This window comes from Nonomuraea sp. SYSU D8015 (assembly GCF_008065375.1).
GTDB lineage: Bacteria > Actinomycetota > Actinomycetes > Streptosporangiales > Streptosporangiaceae > Nonomuraea.
In genome coordinates, this window is record NZ_VJYI01000015.1 from 175,759 (window position 1) to 192,584 (window position 16,826).

At 71.3% G+C, this 16,826-nt stretch carries 14 protein-coding genes; 6 read left to right on the plus strand and 8 right to left on the minus strand.

The window, feature by feature from the left end; genetic code table 11:
- Positions 1 to 6: 6 nt before the first annotated feature.
- Entirely contained in the window at positions 7 to 198 is a 192-nt protein-coding gene (locus ID574_RS60695) for a hypothetical protein (protein ID WP_223167660.1), read from the plus strand.
- A gap of 70 nt (positions 199 to 268) precedes the next feature.
- On the opposite strand, the gene ID574_RS42885 is transcribed toward ID574_RS60695, so the two are convergent.
- The 5 genes from ID574_RS42885 to ID574_RS42905 form a co-directional block, all read right to left on the minus strand.
- Positions 269 to 862 (minus strand): TetR/AcrR family transcriptional regulator, encoded by a 594-nt coding sequence (locus ID574_RS42885; RefSeq protein ID WP_188194776.1) that lies wholly within the window; start codon positions 860 to 862, stop codon positions 269 to 271.
- A 45-nt stretch (positions 863 to 907) separates the two neighbouring features.
- Positions 908 to 2,332, minus strand: coding sequence for a pyridoxal phosphate-dependent decarboxylase family protein (locus ID574_RS42890; RefSeq protein WP_223167661.1), 1,425 nt, complete (start codon positions 2,330 to 2,332; stop codon positions 908 to 910).
- Between the two features lie 421 nt (positions 2,333 to 2,753).
- Positions 2,754 to 3,776: an ABC transporter substrate-binding protein gene (locus ID574_RS42895; RefSeq protein WP_188194777.1), complete on the minus strand. Its 1,023-nt coding sequence runs from the start codon at positions 3,774 to 3,776 to the stop codon at positions 2,754 to 2,756.
- Positions 3,777 to 4,008: 232 nt separating this feature from the next.
- On the minus strand, positions 4,009 to 5,067 hold the full coding sequence (locus tag ID574_RS42900) for an ABC transporter permease (RefSeq protein WP_223167662.1): 1,059 nt from the start codon (positions 5,065 to 5,067) through the stop codon (positions 4,009 to 4,011).
- 81 nt (positions 5,068 to 5,148) lie between these two features.
- Positions 5,149 to 6,549, minus strand: coding sequence for a glycoside hydrolase family 125 protein (locus ID574_RS42905; protein ID WP_223167663.1), 1,401 nt, complete (start codon positions 6,547 to 6,549; stop codon positions 5,149 to 5,151).
- 181 nt (positions 6,550 to 6,730) lie between these two features.
- Here ID574_RS42905 and ID574_RS42910 point away from each other — a divergent pair, with 181 nt between their 5' ends.
- On the plus strand, positions 6,731 to 7,615 hold the full coding sequence (locus ID574_RS42910) for an ATP-binding cassette domain-containing protein (protein WP_188194778.1): 885 nt from the start codon (positions 6,731 to 6,733) through the stop codon (positions 7,613 to 7,615).
- A 64-nt stretch (positions 7,616 to 7,679) separates the two neighbouring features.
- Positions 7,680 to 8,720, plus strand: a complete 1,041-nt coding sequence (locus ID574_RS42915; RefSeq protein ID WP_223167664.1) for a LacI family DNA-binding transcriptional regulator — start codon at positions 7,680 to 7,682, stop codon at positions 8,718 to 8,720.
- Positions 8,721 to 9,294: 574 nt separating this feature from the next.
- Here ID574_RS42915 and ID574_RS42920 read toward each other — a convergent pair.
- Entirely contained in the window at positions 9,295 to 9,858 is a 564-nt protein-coding gene (locus ID574_RS42920) for a hemerythrin domain-containing protein (RefSeq protein ID WP_188194779.1), read from the minus strand.
- A gap of 289 nt (positions 9,859 to 10,147) precedes the next feature.
- Here ID574_RS42920 and ID574_RS42925 point away from each other — a divergent pair, with 289 nt between their 5' ends.
- Both ID574_RS42925 and ID574_RS42930 read left to right on the plus strand, forming a co-directional pair.
- On the plus strand, positions 10,148 to 11,116 hold the full coding sequence (locus ID574_RS42925; RefSeq protein WP_188194780.1) for an SRPBCC family protein: 969 nt from the start codon (positions 10,148 to 10,150) through the stop codon (positions 11,114 to 11,116).
- On the plus strand, positions 11,113 to 12,288 hold the full coding sequence (locus ID574_RS42930; RefSeq protein ID WP_188194781.1) for a zinc-dependent alcohol dehydrogenase: 1,176 nt from the start codon (positions 11,113 to 11,115) through the stop codon (positions 12,286 to 12,288). Before ID574_RS42925 ends, ID574_RS42930 begins: the two co-directional genes overlap by 4 nt.
- Before the next feature lie 86 nt (positions 12,289 to 12,374).
- Here ID574_RS42930 and ID574_RS42935 read toward each other — a convergent pair whose 3' ends face one another.
- Positions 12,375 to 14,000 (minus strand): RecQ family ATP-dependent DNA helicase, encoded by a 1,626-nt coding sequence (locus ID574_RS42935; protein WP_188194782.1) that lies wholly within the window; start codon positions 13,998 to 14,000, stop codon positions 12,375 to 12,377.
- A 372-nt stretch (positions 14,001 to 14,372) separates the two neighbouring features.
- Here ID574_RS42935 and ID574_RS42940 point away from each other — a divergent pair, with 372 nt between their 5' ends.
- A complete protein-coding gene (locus ID574_RS42940; protein WP_188194783.1) occupies positions 14,373 to 14,984 on the plus strand; it encodes a carboxymuconolactone decarboxylase family protein in 612 nt (203 codons plus the stop codon).
- 97 nt (positions 14,985 to 15,081) lie between these two features.
- On the opposite strand, the gene kynU is transcribed toward ID574_RS42940, so the two are convergent.
- Complete coding sequence (gene kynU, locus ID574_RS42945; RefSeq protein ID WP_223167665.1) at positions 15,082 to 16,278, minus strand: kynureninase; 1,197 nt, start codon at positions 16,276 to 16,278, stop codon at positions 15,082 to 15,084.
- Positions 16,279 to 16,826 lie beyond the last annotated feature (548 nt).

Sequence of the window (16,826 nt, forward strand, 5' to 3'; positions counted from 1 at the left end):
CGGTCGGTGGCCCGCGCGCTCGCCCCCGCCGGGGTCTACACGCAGTTCGCCTACACCTGGACGCGCTGGGCGGCCCCGGCCCGGCGGCTGCTCGGCGACCTGCGGACGGAGTTCGAAGAGGTCGTGACCAGCATGACGGTCTGGCGCAACCTGCCGCCCGCGGTGGTCTACGTCGCCCGCCGCCCCCGCTGGAGGTGAAGGCACGTCACCGCGGGTCGTTGCGCTCGGGGAGGTCGATGACGCCGCAGGCGGCCAGAGGAGCCGTATGTCAAACGGGCTTGAGCAGGGTGAGGAAACTGTCGAGCTGTGCGGTGAGGGTCTGAGCGGTCTCCAGGGTGGGCATCAGGGTCGCGGTGATCTGCGCGCCGAGCAGCGCGGTGAGCAGGTGCCCGATGACGTGTTCGTCGGGGATCGGGGTGCGGATCTCTCCGGCGTCGCGGGCTTCGGTGAGATGGCGCTGTAGTTGTTGGCGCCACTCGCGCATGGCGTGCTCGTGCCGCGCGGCCAGGTGGGGACTTGCGAGAGCTTTGTACCAGAAGGGAATGACGATGCGGGCCTCGTCCAGGGTTGTGTCATCCAGCGGCAGGATCTCCCTGCAGTAGGCGCGCAGGGCCGTCAGGCCGTGCTTGCCGGCGGTGGCCGCGGCCATGCGGCGGCCGGTCTGGACGTAGATGTAGTCGAAGGCGGCGGCCAGCAGGTCGTCCTTGGTCGCGAAGTACGGTTTGAGCGCTCCGTTGGAGAAGCCGGCTTCGGCGGCGATGGCGGCCATGGTGGCCGAGTCCCATCCGGTGCGGGCGATGGTGCGCCAGGCGGCCTCGATGAGCTCCACGCGGCGTCCGTCGTGGTCGACGACCTTCGGCACGTCTCGTCCCTTCCCTCGGTCGGCGGCTGGGGTGTGTGCGGGCCGCTACGCGTCGGCGTCGGCGAGCAGGTCGAGGACGTGCTGGTGCAGGGACGGCACGTGCTGCTCGGTCTCGGGCTTCATGAGCACGCTGCGCAGGATGCGGCCGTGCGGCACGTCGGCGGTCACCTGGTGCCCGCGCGCGGCCAGCGCGGCGGCATCGACGGTGTACGTGGCCACGAACAGCGACTGCGCCGGAGGCAGGTGCATGCCCCGCGTCAGGACGTGGGCGCTGGCCCGGTCCACCTCGGACAAGCGGTCACGGGTGGGGTAGTAGGTGAGGATGTCCAGCTGCGGCTGCTGGTACAGGCTCAGCTGCTCGCTCGCCCTGATGCGCTCGGCCCAGGCCAGTGCGGCGCGCCGGCCGGGGCGCAGCGCCGCGCCCAAGCCCTCAGGCGTCAGCGGCAGCAGCCGGAGTGTCAGCCACAGGGCGGCGGCCGCCGCGCCCGCGCGGGAGCACTCCAGGGAGATCTCACCCAGGTGCAGTTCCTCGGAGGTGAAGTAGGTGTAGGGCGATTCGTGCAGGTAGTGCCGCGCCGCGCCGGGGTCCTTGAACAGCACCGCGCCGCAGCCGTAGGGCTGCAGGCCGTGTTTGTGCGGGTCGATGACGACCGAGTCGCACTCGGCGATGGCGGCGAAGGGGGCGGCGGCCACACCGTCGGGGCCGTCGTCGGCGATGAGGCGGAAGAACCCGCCGTAGGCGGCGTCGACGTGCACCCGGGCCCCGTACCGCCGGCACAGCGCGACGATGTCGTGGACGGGGTCGACCGCGCCCAGCCCGGTGGTGCCGGTGGTGGCCACCACGGTGCCGATGCCTCCCGCGCGCAGCAGCTCCTCCAGGGCCTGCAGGTCCATCGTGCCGTCGGACGCCGTCGGGACCGCCGTGCCCGCCACGCCCAGGAGGTGGCACATGCGGGAGTGGGTGTAATGGGCGTCGGCGCTGTAGGCCACCGCCTTGCCCGGGTGCGTCTGGCGGGCGACGAACAGCGCCTCGAGGTTGGCGATGGTGCCGCTGCTGGTGAGGTGGCCCAAGTGCTGGTCGAAGCCGAACATGGCCGCCAGCTGCGCCACGACCTCTTTCTCCATCCGCGCGGTCGCCGGCCCGCCGTCGAGGGCGTGATTGTTCGGGTTGATCAGCATCGCGGTCACGTAGCCGATCACCGCTGCCGGGTGCGGTGGCTTGAGCATCTGCCCGACGTAGCGGGGGTGGAAGAACGGGTAGTTGTCCCGCAACCGGGTGCGCAACTCCTCGGTGGCCCGCTCCAGTGCGCCCACCTCGACGTCCAAGGACGTGTGCGGGCTGAAGCTCCCGTACTCGTCCATCCAACGGGCCATCTCCGCGACGGCGGTCTGCAACTGCTCGGCCAGCGCCGCTGCGCCTGCCGGGCCGCTGTGCAGCAGCCGGCTCGCGGTGTGAGGTGTCGTCGCCACGTCGTCATCCCTCCAGATCCGCCCTCACCGTCATCGCACCGAGGGCCGGGGAGGACGGAAACCGAGGATCGTTTTTCTATAGTCATAGAAAAACGCTGGTCGACGGTACCACCGGGCCGCCGGGCGGGTCAACGGCAGGAAACCGCCGCGAGCTCGGGCCTTGGCCTGGGAGCGCGGCGGACCTCGAACACGAGAAAGCCGCTCCGTCGAGCATGCCGACCCGTAAGGACGGGAGCGTCTCCTGACAGTGAAACGGCCGCGGCATGTCCCGGTCGGTGGAGGTGCAGCTCATCGGCGGGCCGCCGAGTGAGACGCCTCGGGCTCCTTACCGGGGTCTCCTGGATGACGGGTCTGATTCTCCGCCGAAGCCGGAACGGCCGGAAACCCGTGAGAAGGGTTTCCGGCCGCTGCGGAGCCGATGTCAGTTGCAGGTGGTGGTGTAGAGGTACTTCGCCACCTCGGGGTCGTCGACGTTCTCCTTGGTGATGACGGTGGAGTCCGTGCCGATCTGCTTCCGCACCTGCTCGCCGCGTGCCGCCGCGGCGGCCTGTGCGACGCCGTCGGCGCCGATCTGCGCCGGCTGCTGAGCGACCAGGGCCTGGACCACGTCTTCGCGCAACTGCTCGACCTGCGCGGGTCCGGCGTCGAAGCCCACCAGCTTGATCTTGCCGGCCTTGCCCGCCGCCTTCACCGCGTTGTTGGCACCCTGGCTCTGGTCCGTGCTGAGCGCGAAGATGCCGGCCAGGTCGGGATGCGCCGCGAGCTGGGCGGAGACCAGCTGGGAGATCTTCGCGACGCCGTTGGAGGTGAACACGTTGCCGAGATATTTGATGTTGGGATATTTCTTCAGCCCCTCCTCGAACCCCTTCTGACGCGCCTCGGCCGTGCTCACCCCGGGCTGGCCGCCGACCAGGAGGACGCTGCCCTTCTCGCCGATGAGCTTCGCCAGCGCGTCGGCGGCGACCTGCCCGCCCTTGACGTTGTCACTGGCGATCGCCGAGGAGACGAAGCTGGTGTCCGACAGCGTGGTGTCCACCAGCACCACCTTGATGCCGGCCTCGGTCGCCTGCTTCAGTGGCTGGACCAGGGCCTCGGAGTCGTTGGGGGCGATGAACATCGCGTCCGGCCGGGCGGCGATGACCGAGTTGACCATCGGGATCTGCAGGCTCACGTCCCAGTTCTTGGCGCCCTGTACGTTGAGCTCCACGTTGTGCTGCGCCGCCGCCTCCTTGGCGCCGCAGGCCATGGTCTCGTAGAAGGGGTCACCGGCGACCCCTTCGATGAAGGTCACTTTGACCTTCTTGGCTCCCGCCGCGGTCGACGCGGCGGAGGCGCCGGCGTGCGAGGCGGTGTCCGTGCCGCTGGAAGCGGAGGAACCGCAGGCGGCGAGCGTGGTCACGAGACCGGCGACGACGGCCAGCCATGCCATGGGTGTTCTCTGCATCGTCGACTCTCCTGATTGATGCGGCCGCACACGGTCGGCGTGTGCAGGCGATGGCGTGAAACGTGCGTCGTCGGAGGAGGGAGCCTCGTGGGCGGCGCAGGGCGTGAGGAGACGTGGGGGTGAGCGGGATGGATCCTGTGGAGGTCCCGTGGTCCTCTGGAGGCCTGCGGGGATGAGTTCCGTGGGGGGACGGGACGTGTCGTGGTGCGGGTGAGCGTGCGCGGAGACCGCGCTATGTCCGTACGTCGCGCCGGCGGCGGCGCTGGTCGACCATCACGACCACGACCAGAGCGACGCCGAGCGCGACCTGCTGCCAGAAGGGCTCCAAGCCGAGGATGACGAAGCCGTCCGTGAGCACCGATGGGATCATGACGCCGACGACGGTGCCGAGCACGGTGCCGACACCCCCGATCAGACTCGTCCCGCCGATGACGACCGCGAGAATCGCCTGCAGCATGTCGGTCTGGTGTCCGTTGAGCGTCGTCGTCTGGAACCGGGCCAGGCTCATGAATCCGGACAACCCCGCCAGTGCACTGGAGAGAACGTAAACCTTGACGATGTGGTTGTTGACGTTGACCGCGGCCCGGCGGACCGCCTCCTCGTTGGATCCGATCGCGGCCGTGTAGCGGCCGAACCGCGTCTGTGACATCACGAAGGCGCCGACGGCGGCGACCGCCAGCGCCACCAGCACCGTGTACGGCACGCCGAGGAACTCGCCGAAGCCGAGGGTGTCGGCCAGCGTGCGTGGCACACCGTGCATGTCCTGCCCGCCGGCCAGGAGATAGGCGAGGCCGGTGGCGGCGGCGAAACTGCCCAGCGTCGTGATCAGTGGAGAGACGCCGCCGCGGGTGGTGACCAGCCCGTTGACCAGACCCCATGCCAACCCGGAGAGCACCGCGGCGGCGAGTCCGGCCAGCAGGACGAGTGGCCCGTCACCGCCGATCGCGAGCATCACCTTGAGGCTGACGACGCCGGAGAACACGAGCACCGAGCCGACCGAGAGGTCGATGCCCGCGATCGTGATGACGAAGGTCATCCCGACCGCGATGAGCAGATAGCTGGAGGCGTCGACGGCGATGCTCTTGGCGTTGAACCAGGACACGAACTGCTCTGGGCGCATCACCGAGAAGATCGCGATCAAGGTGAGCAGGACGAGCACCGACCAGCTGCGTTGCGTCCGGTGCAGGTTACGGAGCCGGCCGGGCATCTGCGATCTCGGCCGGGCGCCGTCCGCGGCGGCCACCGGACGTGCCGCGTCGGCGCTCGTCGGCGCTGTCTCAGTCTCTGACATCGCTCACCTCTATGGGGTGCGCCATTGGTGACAACGTTGTCACATCGGATGAGGCACGGTAACCCCGGCCGCCGGTGGTCGTCAACGCCGGTGGCCGAATTGTTGCCGGCGGAGGGTCACCGGGGAGTCCGCCGTCCGTACGGCGTCGGCCACCTCGGCCGGCACAGGAGGAATCGGACGCGGCACCGGGAGCCCCGCCAGGGAGAGCGACACCTCGGCGAACAGGGAGTTCGCCCAGGCGAACCACGGCCGGGTGAAGGCGGAGGGGTCGTCGGCGTGGAAGCTCTCGTGCATCAGGCCGGTGCCGGCGTCCGTGGCCAGGAGCACGCGGTAGACGTCGGCCGACTCCTGCCGTGACCCGGCGGTGAGGGCCTGCACGCACAACGCCATCGGCCAGACGTGCCGGGCGGGTGTGTGCGGGCTGCCGACGCCTTCCGCAGCCCGGCCCCGGTAGTAGTAGGGGTTCCGCCCGCTCAGCACGAACTCGCGGGTCCGCCGATAGAGCGGATCATCGCGGTCGCACCAGCCGAGATAGGGCAGCGACAGCAGGCTGGGCACGTTGGCGTCGTCCATCAGGTTCACGTTGCCGAGGCCGTCCACCTCGTACGCGTAGACGGGGCCGGAGTCGCTCTGCGCCACTCCGTGGCGGGCGATGCCGTCCGCGAGCTCGACGGCCAGCTCCAGCGCCCGGGCGCGGAGGGCCGGCTCCAGCAGGCCCTCGTCGCACAGCCGTACGACGCCGTTGAGCGCGACCACGGCCGCCGCGTTGGCCGGGATCAGGTAGCCGTACTGGCACCGGTCGTCGCTGGGCCGGAATCCCGACCAGGTCATCCCCGTGCGGGCGACCGGCGACCCGAGACCGCCGCGGTCCAGCGTGTCGCCCCGGAACGGGCCGGCCACGCGCTCGAACCGGTACGGCGAGGCCCGCTCGTGGTCCTGCTCGACCCGCCAGACCCGCATGACCAGGTCCGCCGCCGCCGCGAAGTGCCCGTCCAGATGCGCCGCCGATCCACTGGCCGCCCACAGCTCGTAGCCGAACGACAGCAACGAGCACAGCGAGTCCACCTCGTACTTGCGCTCCCACACGTCCGGGGACGGCGCCGGCCGGTCGTGCTCGTCCGCATGGCCGCCGGTGGGCCCGTCGTTCACCGCGTTCGCGTAGGGGTCGGCCAGGACCGCGCGGGCCATCCGCCGGACGACGCCGGTCAGGACGCGCAGCACGGCCGGGTCCGGCAGCCCTGTCAAGTACGGCCGGAGCTGGCCGACCGTGTCCCGGTGCCACATGGCCTCGATGTCGCCGGTGATGACGAAGGGCTCGGCCGGGTCCCCGCGCAGCGTGGTCGTCCACGCGTTGGCGAAGCAGCGCCGGAACATCTCACCCGCACCGAACTCCGCCTCCAGCCGAGCCGCCGCCCGGGAGGACACGGAGGCCAGGCTCTCGGCGAGAACCGCCCAGTGTGCTGCGTGGACGTCGGCTGACAAGAGAACGCACCCCTCACCTGATCGGCGGAACGGCGCGGCACCGCGAGTGGCGGCGGGATCTCCGCACCGCGGATATCTTTGCAGGCGAACGCTACCCTAGTACTGTCCGATGCGACAGCGTTGTCACCCCTGTGATGGATCTCCGGCTTCCCCCGGCCGGACGGGATCCGAGGAGGCGCCCATGAGCAGCAGCCCTGACACCCCGCTCCTGCAGTTGTCCGGGATCGTCAAGCACTACGGGACGGTCCGGGCCCTCCAGGGCGCCTCGCTGACCGTTCACCCGAACGAGGTCGTCGCCCTGGTCGGAGACAACGGCGCGGGCAAGAGCACCGTGATAAAAGTGATCTCGGGAGTGATCCAGCCGGATGAGGGCGAGATCGTCGTCGACGGCCGCCCGGTCAGCTTCTCCAGCCCGCTCGATCCGCGAAGCCACGGCATCGAGACCGTCTATCAGGATCTCGCCCTCGCCCCCGACCTCGATCCCGCCGCGAACCTCTTCCTCGGCCGTGAAGTGCTGCGCGGCGGTCTGCTCGGCATGCTGGGCATGCTGGACAAGCCGAAGATGCGTCGCCAGGCCGACGACGCGTTCGCCCGCCTCAGCGTCGGCCTGCAGGACACCCGCAGCACGGTCGGCACCATGTCCGGTGGACAGCGGCAGGGGATCGCGGTGGCGCGGGCGGTGCTGTGGGCGAGCCGCCTGGTCCTGATGGACGAGCCGACGGCCGCTCTGGGCGTCGTCCAGACCGGCCGCGTCCGGGCGTTGATCGAGTCCGTACGGGAGCAGGGCGTGTCCGTGGTGCTGGTCAGCCACAATCTCCCCTTCGTCTTCGAGGTGGCCGACCGGATCGAGGTGCTGCGGCTGGGGCAGCGCGTGGCCGCCTTCACGCGGGCGGAGGCCACGGCGGAACGCGTGCTCGGCGCCATGACCGGCGCGCTGGCCGAGGTGCCGCCCGGCGATCCCGCCCCGGATACGATGATCGGTAGCGTGATCGACGCCGGGGCGGACGGCATCAGCCGGGTGGACGACACCGGCGGTGTCAGCGGAACCCGCGGGATGGAGGCATGACGGGCCCCGCCGACGTGCCCGCGGCCTTGTAGTGATCGACGAGCCGCAGGAAAGGGGACGGACCGTGACTCGGCCGACGATGAAGCAGGTGGCCGAACTCGCCGGGGTGGGCATGAAGACGGTGTCCCGGGTCGTGAACGGGGAGGGGCGGGTCAGCCGCGAGACGCGGTCGAAGGTGGAGGCGGCCATCGCCGCGACCGGCTACCGGCGCAACGAGGTGGCCCGGAGCATGCGGGGCATGCGATCGGGGCAGAGCACCGGAGACATCGGCCTGCTGCTCGGAGACCTCACCAACCCGTTCTTCGCGGCCATCGCCTCGGCGGTGATCGGCGTGGCCCGGGCGCGCGGCTACGCCGTCGTGCTGGCCAGCGCCGACGAGGATCCCCAGGCGGAGCGCGCGGCCATCGACGGCCTGCTGGGACGCCAGGTGGCCGGGCTCCTCGTCGTTCCCGGCGGCCGGGACTACAGCTACCTGCAGCCGGAGATCGAGCGCGGCACCCCGGTCGTCTTCGTGGACCGCCCAGGCGCCGGAGTGGAGGCCGACGAGGTCGTGCTCGACAACGCCGCCGGAGCGCGGATGGCCGTACGGCACCTCCTCTCGTACGGGCACTCCCGGATCGGCGCCATCGTGGCGCCGAGCCGCTGGACGACCACGCAGCGCCTGCGCGGCTTCCGGGACGCCATGCGCGCCGAGGCCGGTCCGGCCGACCCCGCACTGATCCGGCGCCTGTCCACCGGTTCCGTCGCCGAGGCCGAACGGGCGGCCCGCGAGCTCCTGGCGATGCCGGACCCGCCGACGGCCGTCTTCACCACCACCGGCTTCATGACCCAGGGCCTGCTGCGTGCGCTGGGGCCGCGCCGGGACGTCGCGGTCACCGGCTTCGACGACTTCCCGCTGGCCGACATGCTTCCGGTCCCGCTGACCGTCGTCGCGGGCGATCCGGTCAGCCTGGGCACGGTCGCCGCGCAGACCCTGTTCGCCAGGATCGACGGGTGGACCGGGCCACCGGCCCGCCGCGTCATCCGCCCCACGCTGGTGCCGCGCGGCAGCGGCGAGATCCGTCCGCCCGCCTCGTCGATCCAGCCGGCCCTGCTGCCCTCCTGATCAGGCGAACGCCGCCCAGCGCCGCCCCCGGGTATACCCGGGAGGCGAGGGCGGCCACGCTCACCGCCGCCACCACCTATGGCCGCACTGCCCGTTCCACACCGGCCCGACGCCGACCTGGCCGGCCGCCCCATCCTCGTCGACCCGGTGCGCTGGCGCGGCGGAGCCGCCCGCGATGCCACCGGCCCGGCCGTTCCTGGTCGCCGGTCACCGCGGCGAGCCCGCACTCTTCCGGACCGATCGGGCCCTGTCCGCCGCCATCCTGGTCCGCCGCCATCCTGGACGAGCCCGTCCGGCGCCGCGGCGACGGGCTGGAGTGGGCCGGCGTCTGGGACGGCCTGCGCCGCCGCATCGACGACATTCCCGCCCCGCTGCCGTCACGGTCAGCATCCACCGGGACATCCTGGACGAATTCCTGCGCATCCAGGAGGCCGACCTGGCCGGGCCCCTCCCGCCGACCTCCCACCCGGCACCGCGCCCCGGCCGAGCTCCGCCAGGCCCTGGCCCGCAAGCGGCCGAGGCCGCCGCCCGCTACACGCGGCTGATCGGCCCCGGCCGTCATGCCGGCCGCTGTCTAGTGGCGGCCGCGGCCGGACAAGCGGTCGCGTACGCGGTCGACCAGCCCGGCGCCGGGAGCCAGCAGCTTGTTCAGCGGCGGCCGGTCAGGGGCCGACGGATGCGGACGAGTGGGCGCTTTCGCCTTGGCGGATTCGACCTTCTTGCCCAGTTCGAGCAGATCGTCGGGGGTGGCGTGCCGGGCGAGCGCGGGGAACAGGTTGCTCTCCTCGTCCCGTACGTGGGAGGTCACGTCCTCGACCAGCCGGCGCACCAGCGTGTCGAAGTCCGCGCCGGTGGCCGTGTCCATCTTCTCCAGTTCCTTGAGGACGCGTTCGATCTCGGCGTGGTCGGAGAGCTCCTTGTCGGCGATCGCGTCGCCGTCCGGGACGTGCCGGCGTACGGCGGGGTACAGGTGCATCTCTTCGGCGATCGCATGCCGTACCAGCTCGATGGTGACGTCGTCGGCGATCCGCCGGCGCTTTTCCGGATCCGTTTCGGCGGTCAGCTGGGTGAACATGTCCTCCACCTCGCGATGATCCTGAGTGAGGATCTCGATGACGCTACGTCGGTTCTCTGCCATGACCACTCCCCGCGACGGCAGACGTCGGCCTCGATGGACCGTGATTGCGACGACTGCCTACCCGAATGCCGCACAACGTAAGGGCAAGGGCGCGCCAAGTGGACCAAGGATTCCAGGCCTGAACCACTCGTTTCCGGCGTTGAGAGGTCACATCCGGAGATGAACGGATATTCCGGACTCTGCAGGGTACACGGCGCTTGTGGCCAAGAGTGGCCGAACCGTTACGGAAGGCAACACGATGGCCGCTGCGGTAGCGGCGTCCGTGTCAGCAGGTGAAGGAGCGCGCCTGATGGAATTCGAGGGCCTCGTCGTCGAGGAAGAGGCGAGGTGGAGTGGTGACGGCGCGGCGCGGCAGGCCGCGCGCGGCCTGGGGTGGCTGAGCCTCGGTCTCGGTGCGGTGCAGCTGGCCGCACCTCGGGGAGTCAGCAGGCTCGCGGGGGTGGACGACTCGGCCGTGGCCCGTGTGGCGGTCCGGCTCGTGGGCGTACGCGAGCTGGTCCAGGCGGCGGGCCTGTTGAGCGGTCGCCGGCCCGCCGAGTGGATCTGGATGCGGGTCGCCGGCGACGTCCTGGACGTGTCGGCACTGGGCTGGGCGCTGAACGCGCGGCGCGGCGGGAGGCGGCTGCGGGCCGGGTTCGCGTCGGCAGCCCTCGTCGGCATCGCGGCCGTGGACCTGATGACCGCCGCTCGCGTGGCCCGCTCCCGGGCGGTGACGGCTGGGGGCAGAACCATGCGCCTGGAGCGTTCTGTCACGATCAACCGGCCGGTGTCCGAGGTGTTCTCGTTCTGGCGTGACTTCACGAACCTGCCGCGCTTCATGACGCACCTGGACCGGGTCGAGGTGCTGGACGAGCGGCATTCGCATTGGGTGGCGAAGGCCCCCATGGGGCACGTGGCGTGGGACGCCGAGATCATCGCCGAGGAGCAGGACCGGATGATCGCCTGGCGGGCGATCGGGGCGCCCGGCGTGCCGAACGCCGGGCAGGTCACCTTCGCGGCAGCGCCGGGAGGACGCGGTACGGAGGTACGCGTCAGGCTGGCCTACCGTCCGCCGGGCGGGGCGGTCGGGGTGGCCCTGGCCCGCCTGGCCGGGCGGGAGCCGGACCAGCAGGTGCGCGAGGATCTGCGCCGGCTCAAGCAGGTGCTCGAATGCGGGGAAGTGATCGCCGTCGACGAGCGCGTGTCGGCTCGAGGGCCGATGCAGCGGCGTGTGACCCGGGTGCTCCGGCGGCGTCTGGCGACGGGAGGGCGGCCGTGAAGGCGATCTGCTGGATGGGGGTCAACCAGGTGAGCGTCGAGGACGTTCCCGAACCGGAGATCCTGAGCAGCCGGGACGCGATCGTCCGCGTCACCGCCAGTTCGGTGTGCGGCTCGGACCTGCATCTCATCGACGGCTACCTGCCGGGCATGCGCGAGGGCGACGTCCTCGGCCACGAGTTCACCGGAGAGGTCGTCGAGGTCGGGTCCGACGTGCGCAAGGTCCGCCCTGGTGACCGGGTCGTGGTCGGCTCGTTCGTCGGGTGCGGCGGCTGCCACTACTGCCAGGAGGAGCTGTGGTCGCTGTGCGACAACACCAACCCCCAGCCGCTGCTGCAGGAGAAGCTGTGGGGGCACGCGATCGGCGGAGTGTACGGGTACACCCACGCGACGGGCGGCTTCCCGGGTAGCCATGCCGAGCTGATCCGGGTCCCGTTCGCCGACAACAACGCCTTCCCCGTACCCGATGGGCTGTCCGACGAGCAGGTGGTGTTCGCCTCCGATGCGCTGCCGACCGGCTGGATGGGCGCGGAGATGTGCAACCTGTGGCCGGGCAGCGTCGTCGCGGTGTGGGGATGCGGCGCCGTCGGCCAGGCCGCGATACGGGCGGCTTACCTGCTCGGCGCCGAGCGCGTGATCGCGATCGACCGGCTGCCGGAGCGGCTGACGATGACCGCGCGGCATACCGGGGCGCAGACGCTGAACTACGAGGAGGCCGACGTCCTCGAGGCGCTGCGGGAAGCCACCGGCGGACGCGGGCCGGACGCCTGCATCGAGGCGGTGGGGATGGAGGCGCACAGCACCGGCCTGCAGCACGCCTACGACCGCACCAAGCAGGCGCTGCGCCTGCACACCGAACGGGGCGCCACCCTGCGGCAGGCGATCCTCGCCTGCCGCAAGGGCGGCACGGTGTCGATCATCGGCGTGTTCGGCGGATATCTCGACAAGATGCCGATCGGCGCCGCCATGAACAAGGCGCTGACCTTCCGGATGGGCCAGCAGCACGGCCAGCGGTACATCCCGATGCTGCTCGACCGCATCGCCCGCGGCGAGATCGACCTCCGGTACCTGGCCACCCACTCGCTGCCCTTGGAGGACGGCCCTTGGGGCTACGAGATGTTCAAGCACAAGCAGGACGGCTGCGTGCGGGCGGTCTTTCACCCGGCCGCCTGAGAAGACGCGCGGTCAAGGGACGGAACCACCTGTCGGCGTCGTGCGGACTCACCGGGACGAGACTTGCGGCTGGGGCGTGGGACGGGTCAGGAAGGGGCCGCCTGTTCGCTCAGAAGGCGCTGTTCGAGCACCACGTCGAGTTGGAGCTCGCGGTAGCCGGCCTCCTCGAAGAGCACCGTCAGCCGGTCCTCGCCCCGCTGGATGACCTGACCGGGCCCCCAGGTCCGGTGCTCCACCCGGGCGTGCACAGGGAACGGGCCGGCCTCCTCCGGCGGCCGGCCGGCGGTTCCGGCGCGGCACGTGTCACAGTTGCCGCAGGCGTCGGCGAGTTCCTCGCCGAAGTAGCCGAGCAGGAAACGTCGCCGGCAGTCGCCGGTCTCGGCGTAGCGGCGCATCATCTCCAGGCGGGTGCGTTCGACGTCCCTGCGGCGCTCGGCCAGTTCTCGGGCGAGGCCGGCCGCCGTGCGCGGGTCCGGGGCACCGGGTACGGGGTCGATCAGGCGGGTGCCCAGCCGTACCGCGCCGGCTCGTTCCAGCAGGTCGAGCAGGGCCGTCAGACGCCGTGGGGACAGCCCGGTGCGCTCGCGCAGCCCCTTGCGGTCGCTGCCGGGACAGGCCGCCGCGACCGCCTCGGCGACCCGCGCCAGCGTCTCCAGATCGGGCACCCCTCCCGTGAAGTAGCGTTGAAGCGCCAGGTCCTCGGGCCGGTAGAACAGCATCGCCCTGGCCGCCTCGCCATCCCTGCCGGCCCGGCCGATCTCCTGGTAGTACGCGTCGGGGGACCCGGGGATCTCGGCGTGGAAGACGAAACGGACGTCCGGCTTGTCGACGCCCATGCCGAAGGCGTTGGTGGCGACCACGACATCCAGGTCGCCGCCCATGAACCGGCCGTGCACCTCGTCACGTTCGGCGCGTCGCAGGCCCGCGTGGTAGGCCGCCGCCCGTACGCCGGCCTCGGCCAGCAGCCCGCTGAGGCGGCCGGTCTGCTTGCGCGATGCCGTGTACACGATGCCGGGCTTCGGTTCCGCCGCGACGGCGGCGAGGATCTCGGGGGCGGGGTCGTCGAGCATCCGGCGTACCCCCAGCCAGATGTTGGGCCGGTCGAACCCCTGGACGATCTCGACCGGCCTCCGCATGCCCAGCCGCTCTGCTATCTCGGCCCGCACCGGCGGCGCGGCGGTCGCCGTCAGGGCGGCGATCACCGGACGGCCCAGCGCCTCCGCCACCGAACCGAGCCGCAGGTAGTCGGGGCGGAAGTCGTGCCCCCACGCCGAGATGCAGTGGGCCTCGTCGACCACCATGAGCGAAGGAGCGGCGGCCGCCAGCTCGCGCAGGACGTCGGGGCGTGCCAGCTGCTCCGGCGCGCAGAACAGGAACTCCGTCTCGCCCGCGCGCAGCGCCTCGAAGGCCGCCGTCCGCTTGCCCGCCCGCGTTCCCGCGTCCAGGCTCACCGCATCCTCGTCGCGGCTGCGCAGGGCCTCGACCTGGTCGCGCTGCAGGGCGATCAGCGGCGACACCACCAGGCTCGGCCCCCGCAGGAGCAACGCCGGCACCTGGTAGATCGCCGACTTGCCGCTGCCGGTCGGCATGACCACCAGCGTGTCCCTGCCCTCGGCCAGCGCCGTCATCGCGCGCAGCTGGCCGGGCCGGAGATCGGTCAGGCCGAGTGCCTTCCTGGCCATCCGTTCGCATTCCGCTGCCGTATCCCGCATCGGCCCCTCCTCGCCGGCAGAACGTCCTTACTGCCCCGCCCGCTCTCCGGCATGTCACCTTGTCAGGCTTGTTTTCCCGCAGCGCCACAAGACGAACGGCAGGGTGCGCGAGCGACTGTCTCGACCTTTCCAGCCATGCGATGGAGGCGTTGGAGCAGGTCTGTTCCGGCCCGCCGAACTTCCTGGCGGTCCGCCGCGTGCGCGTCGTCATCACGGCGACGGTGGGTGCTCAGATCCTGCTGCACGAGGTGTTCGGCAGGAGTGCTCCCGTCGCGCATGCCGCGACGTGCGCTGTTCGAGAACAACCCCAGCAGCCGCAGCCCCTTGGCCGGCACCCACGTACATTCGCGTCAACGGCGACAAGGAGAGCTGATGAGAGCGCGACTGGCCGGGCTGCTGCCCGGCGAACTCGACGAGGAGCAGGCGCAGGTCTACCGGGCCATCACCGGCGGCCCCCGCGCCGCCGGTCCGCAGGCATTCGCGTTGACCGACGAGGATGGGCGCCTGCGCGGCCCGTTCAACGCCATGCTCCTGAGCCCGCCGGTGGGGCTCGCGGTGCAGGCCCTCGGCGCGGCCGTGCGCTACGGCTCCGTGCTGAGCGACCGGGCGCGGGAGATGGCGATCCTCGCCGTGGCCGCTCACTGGGGCAGCGCCTTCGAGCGAGAGGCTCACGAGGCGGTGGGCCGCGTCAGCGGCCTGACCGAGGCCGAGATGGCCGCGCTGCGCGCCGGCGGGGTGCCGGAGCTCGCCGACCCGGTCGAGCGGGCCGTCCTGACAGTGATTGCCGGGCTGCTGCGGCGCGGCGCATTGAGCGACGACGAGTACGCCGACGCCAGGGACGCGGTGGGGGAGCGAGGCCTGTTCGAGCTGACGACGCTGGTCGGCTACTACGCCATGCTCGCACTCCAGTTGCGTGTTTTCGCAGGCGAGGGGGGTGAGTGCGGTGCTGGGGACTGCGGCTCTCAGCCCTCCGCGATGCCTTGACGCTCCATCACTTTCGGCGGCGGGCGGGTCGGCAGGCTGGAGCCGGAGGAACGGCTGGTGCTGCCGCTGGAGGCAGGGAGCACGCGGGAGGACCGGCTCAGCCCGCGGGTGATGAAACTACCTCCGCCAATACCCGCGCCGCCCGCTCCACGTCCGCGAACGACACATACAGCGGCGTGAAGCCGAAGCGCAGCACGTCCGGGTGCCGGAAGTCGCCGACGACCCCTCGGGCGATCAGCCGGCGCATCACCTCGGCCGCGTCGGCGCACCGCAGCGCGACCTGGCTGCCCCGCTCGGCGTGCCGGTCCGGGGTGATCGACTCGACTCGGCCCGCGGGCACGTACGCCGCGACGCATTCCAGGAAGAAGTCGGTCAGGGCCAGGCTCTTCTCCCGTACCGCCTCGATCGACACCCCATCCCACACCTCGAGTGCCGCCTCCAGGGCGAGCATCGAGAGGATGTCGGGGGTGCCCACGCGGCCCCGCGGCGCGCCGTCCGCGGCCTCGTACCGCGGTGACATGCCGAAGGGGTCGCGGTGCGAGTTCCACCCGGGCAGCGGGGAGTCGAAGCGGGCCTGCAGGTCCCGCCGTACATAGAGAAAGGCAGGCGAGCCGGGGCCTCCGTTGAGGTACTTGTAGGTGCAGCCGACCGCGAGGTCGACGCCGTACGCGTCGAGCCCGACCGGCAACGCGCCGGCGCTGTGGCACAGGTCCCACACCACCAGGGCGCCCGCGGCGTGCGCGGCGGCCGTCACACCCGGCAGGTCGTGGAGCCGCCCGCTGCGGTAGTCGACGTGGTTGACCAGCGCGGCGGCAGTGCGTGGACCGAGGGTGCTCGGGAGTTCCGACGGGTCGACGGCGACCAGGCGGCGGCCGGTCATCCGGGCGGCGGACTCGGCGATGTAGCCGTCCGTGGGGAACGTCGTCGCGTCGACGACGATCTCGTCCCGTTCGGCGGCGGACATCCGCACCGCGCCCACCAGCGCCTTGAAGACGTTCACGCTGGTGGAGTCGCCGACGACGACCTGGCCGGGCGCCGCGCCGACCAGCGGGGCGATGCGGTCACCGATCCGTTCCGGCGCGGTCCACCACCCGGACTCCGTCCAGGATCGGATGCGCAGCCGTCCCCACTCCCTGGCCACCACGTCGGCCACCCGGCCGGGCACGGTGGCCGGCAGCGCGCCCAGCGAGTTCCCGTCCAGGTAGACGGTGTCGTCGTCGAGGACGAACTCGGCGCGCTTGGCACGCAGCGCGTCCATCTCGTCGAGCTTGGACGCCTTCTCCGAAAGATCCAAAAAGTTCACGAGATTCGCGGTTTCCTGACGTCGAAGGTTCGCGGTGCGGGTGGGATCAAACATGGCTGCGCGCCGTCCACAGCTCGGGGAACACGTTCTTCACGGCCCGCTTCTCCAGCCAGGCCACGGTGCTGGAGGTGGGTGAGGACGTCCGCGCGGACGTAGTCCTCGTACGGGGTCGTGCCCGCGAAGTCGAGGTTCGGGGACTCCGAACCGGCACCGGCTTCTCGGGACTCGGGGCGATGCGGCATCGCTGTCTCCTCGAGGCGTGACTCCCTTCCTCTCGGCACTGGAGCCCCGGTCCCCTCGGGCCCGTCCGTCTTGGTACGTCTCGGTACGGCGACGAGCCTACCGGGTAGCGGTCCGGCAAGTGCTGCGCACTGCGTGCCCCGGTGGGACGGATGTGACGGGGGAGGGCGAAGCGGCAGGGGCGGTCGCCGTGGCGCGTGACCAACAGTCAGGGCAAAATGCTGACCGTTGGTCGGTATGTCACGACTCCTGATGGCCACAGCCGGAATCACACGGACTGAGCTGAAGGGAACACTGTT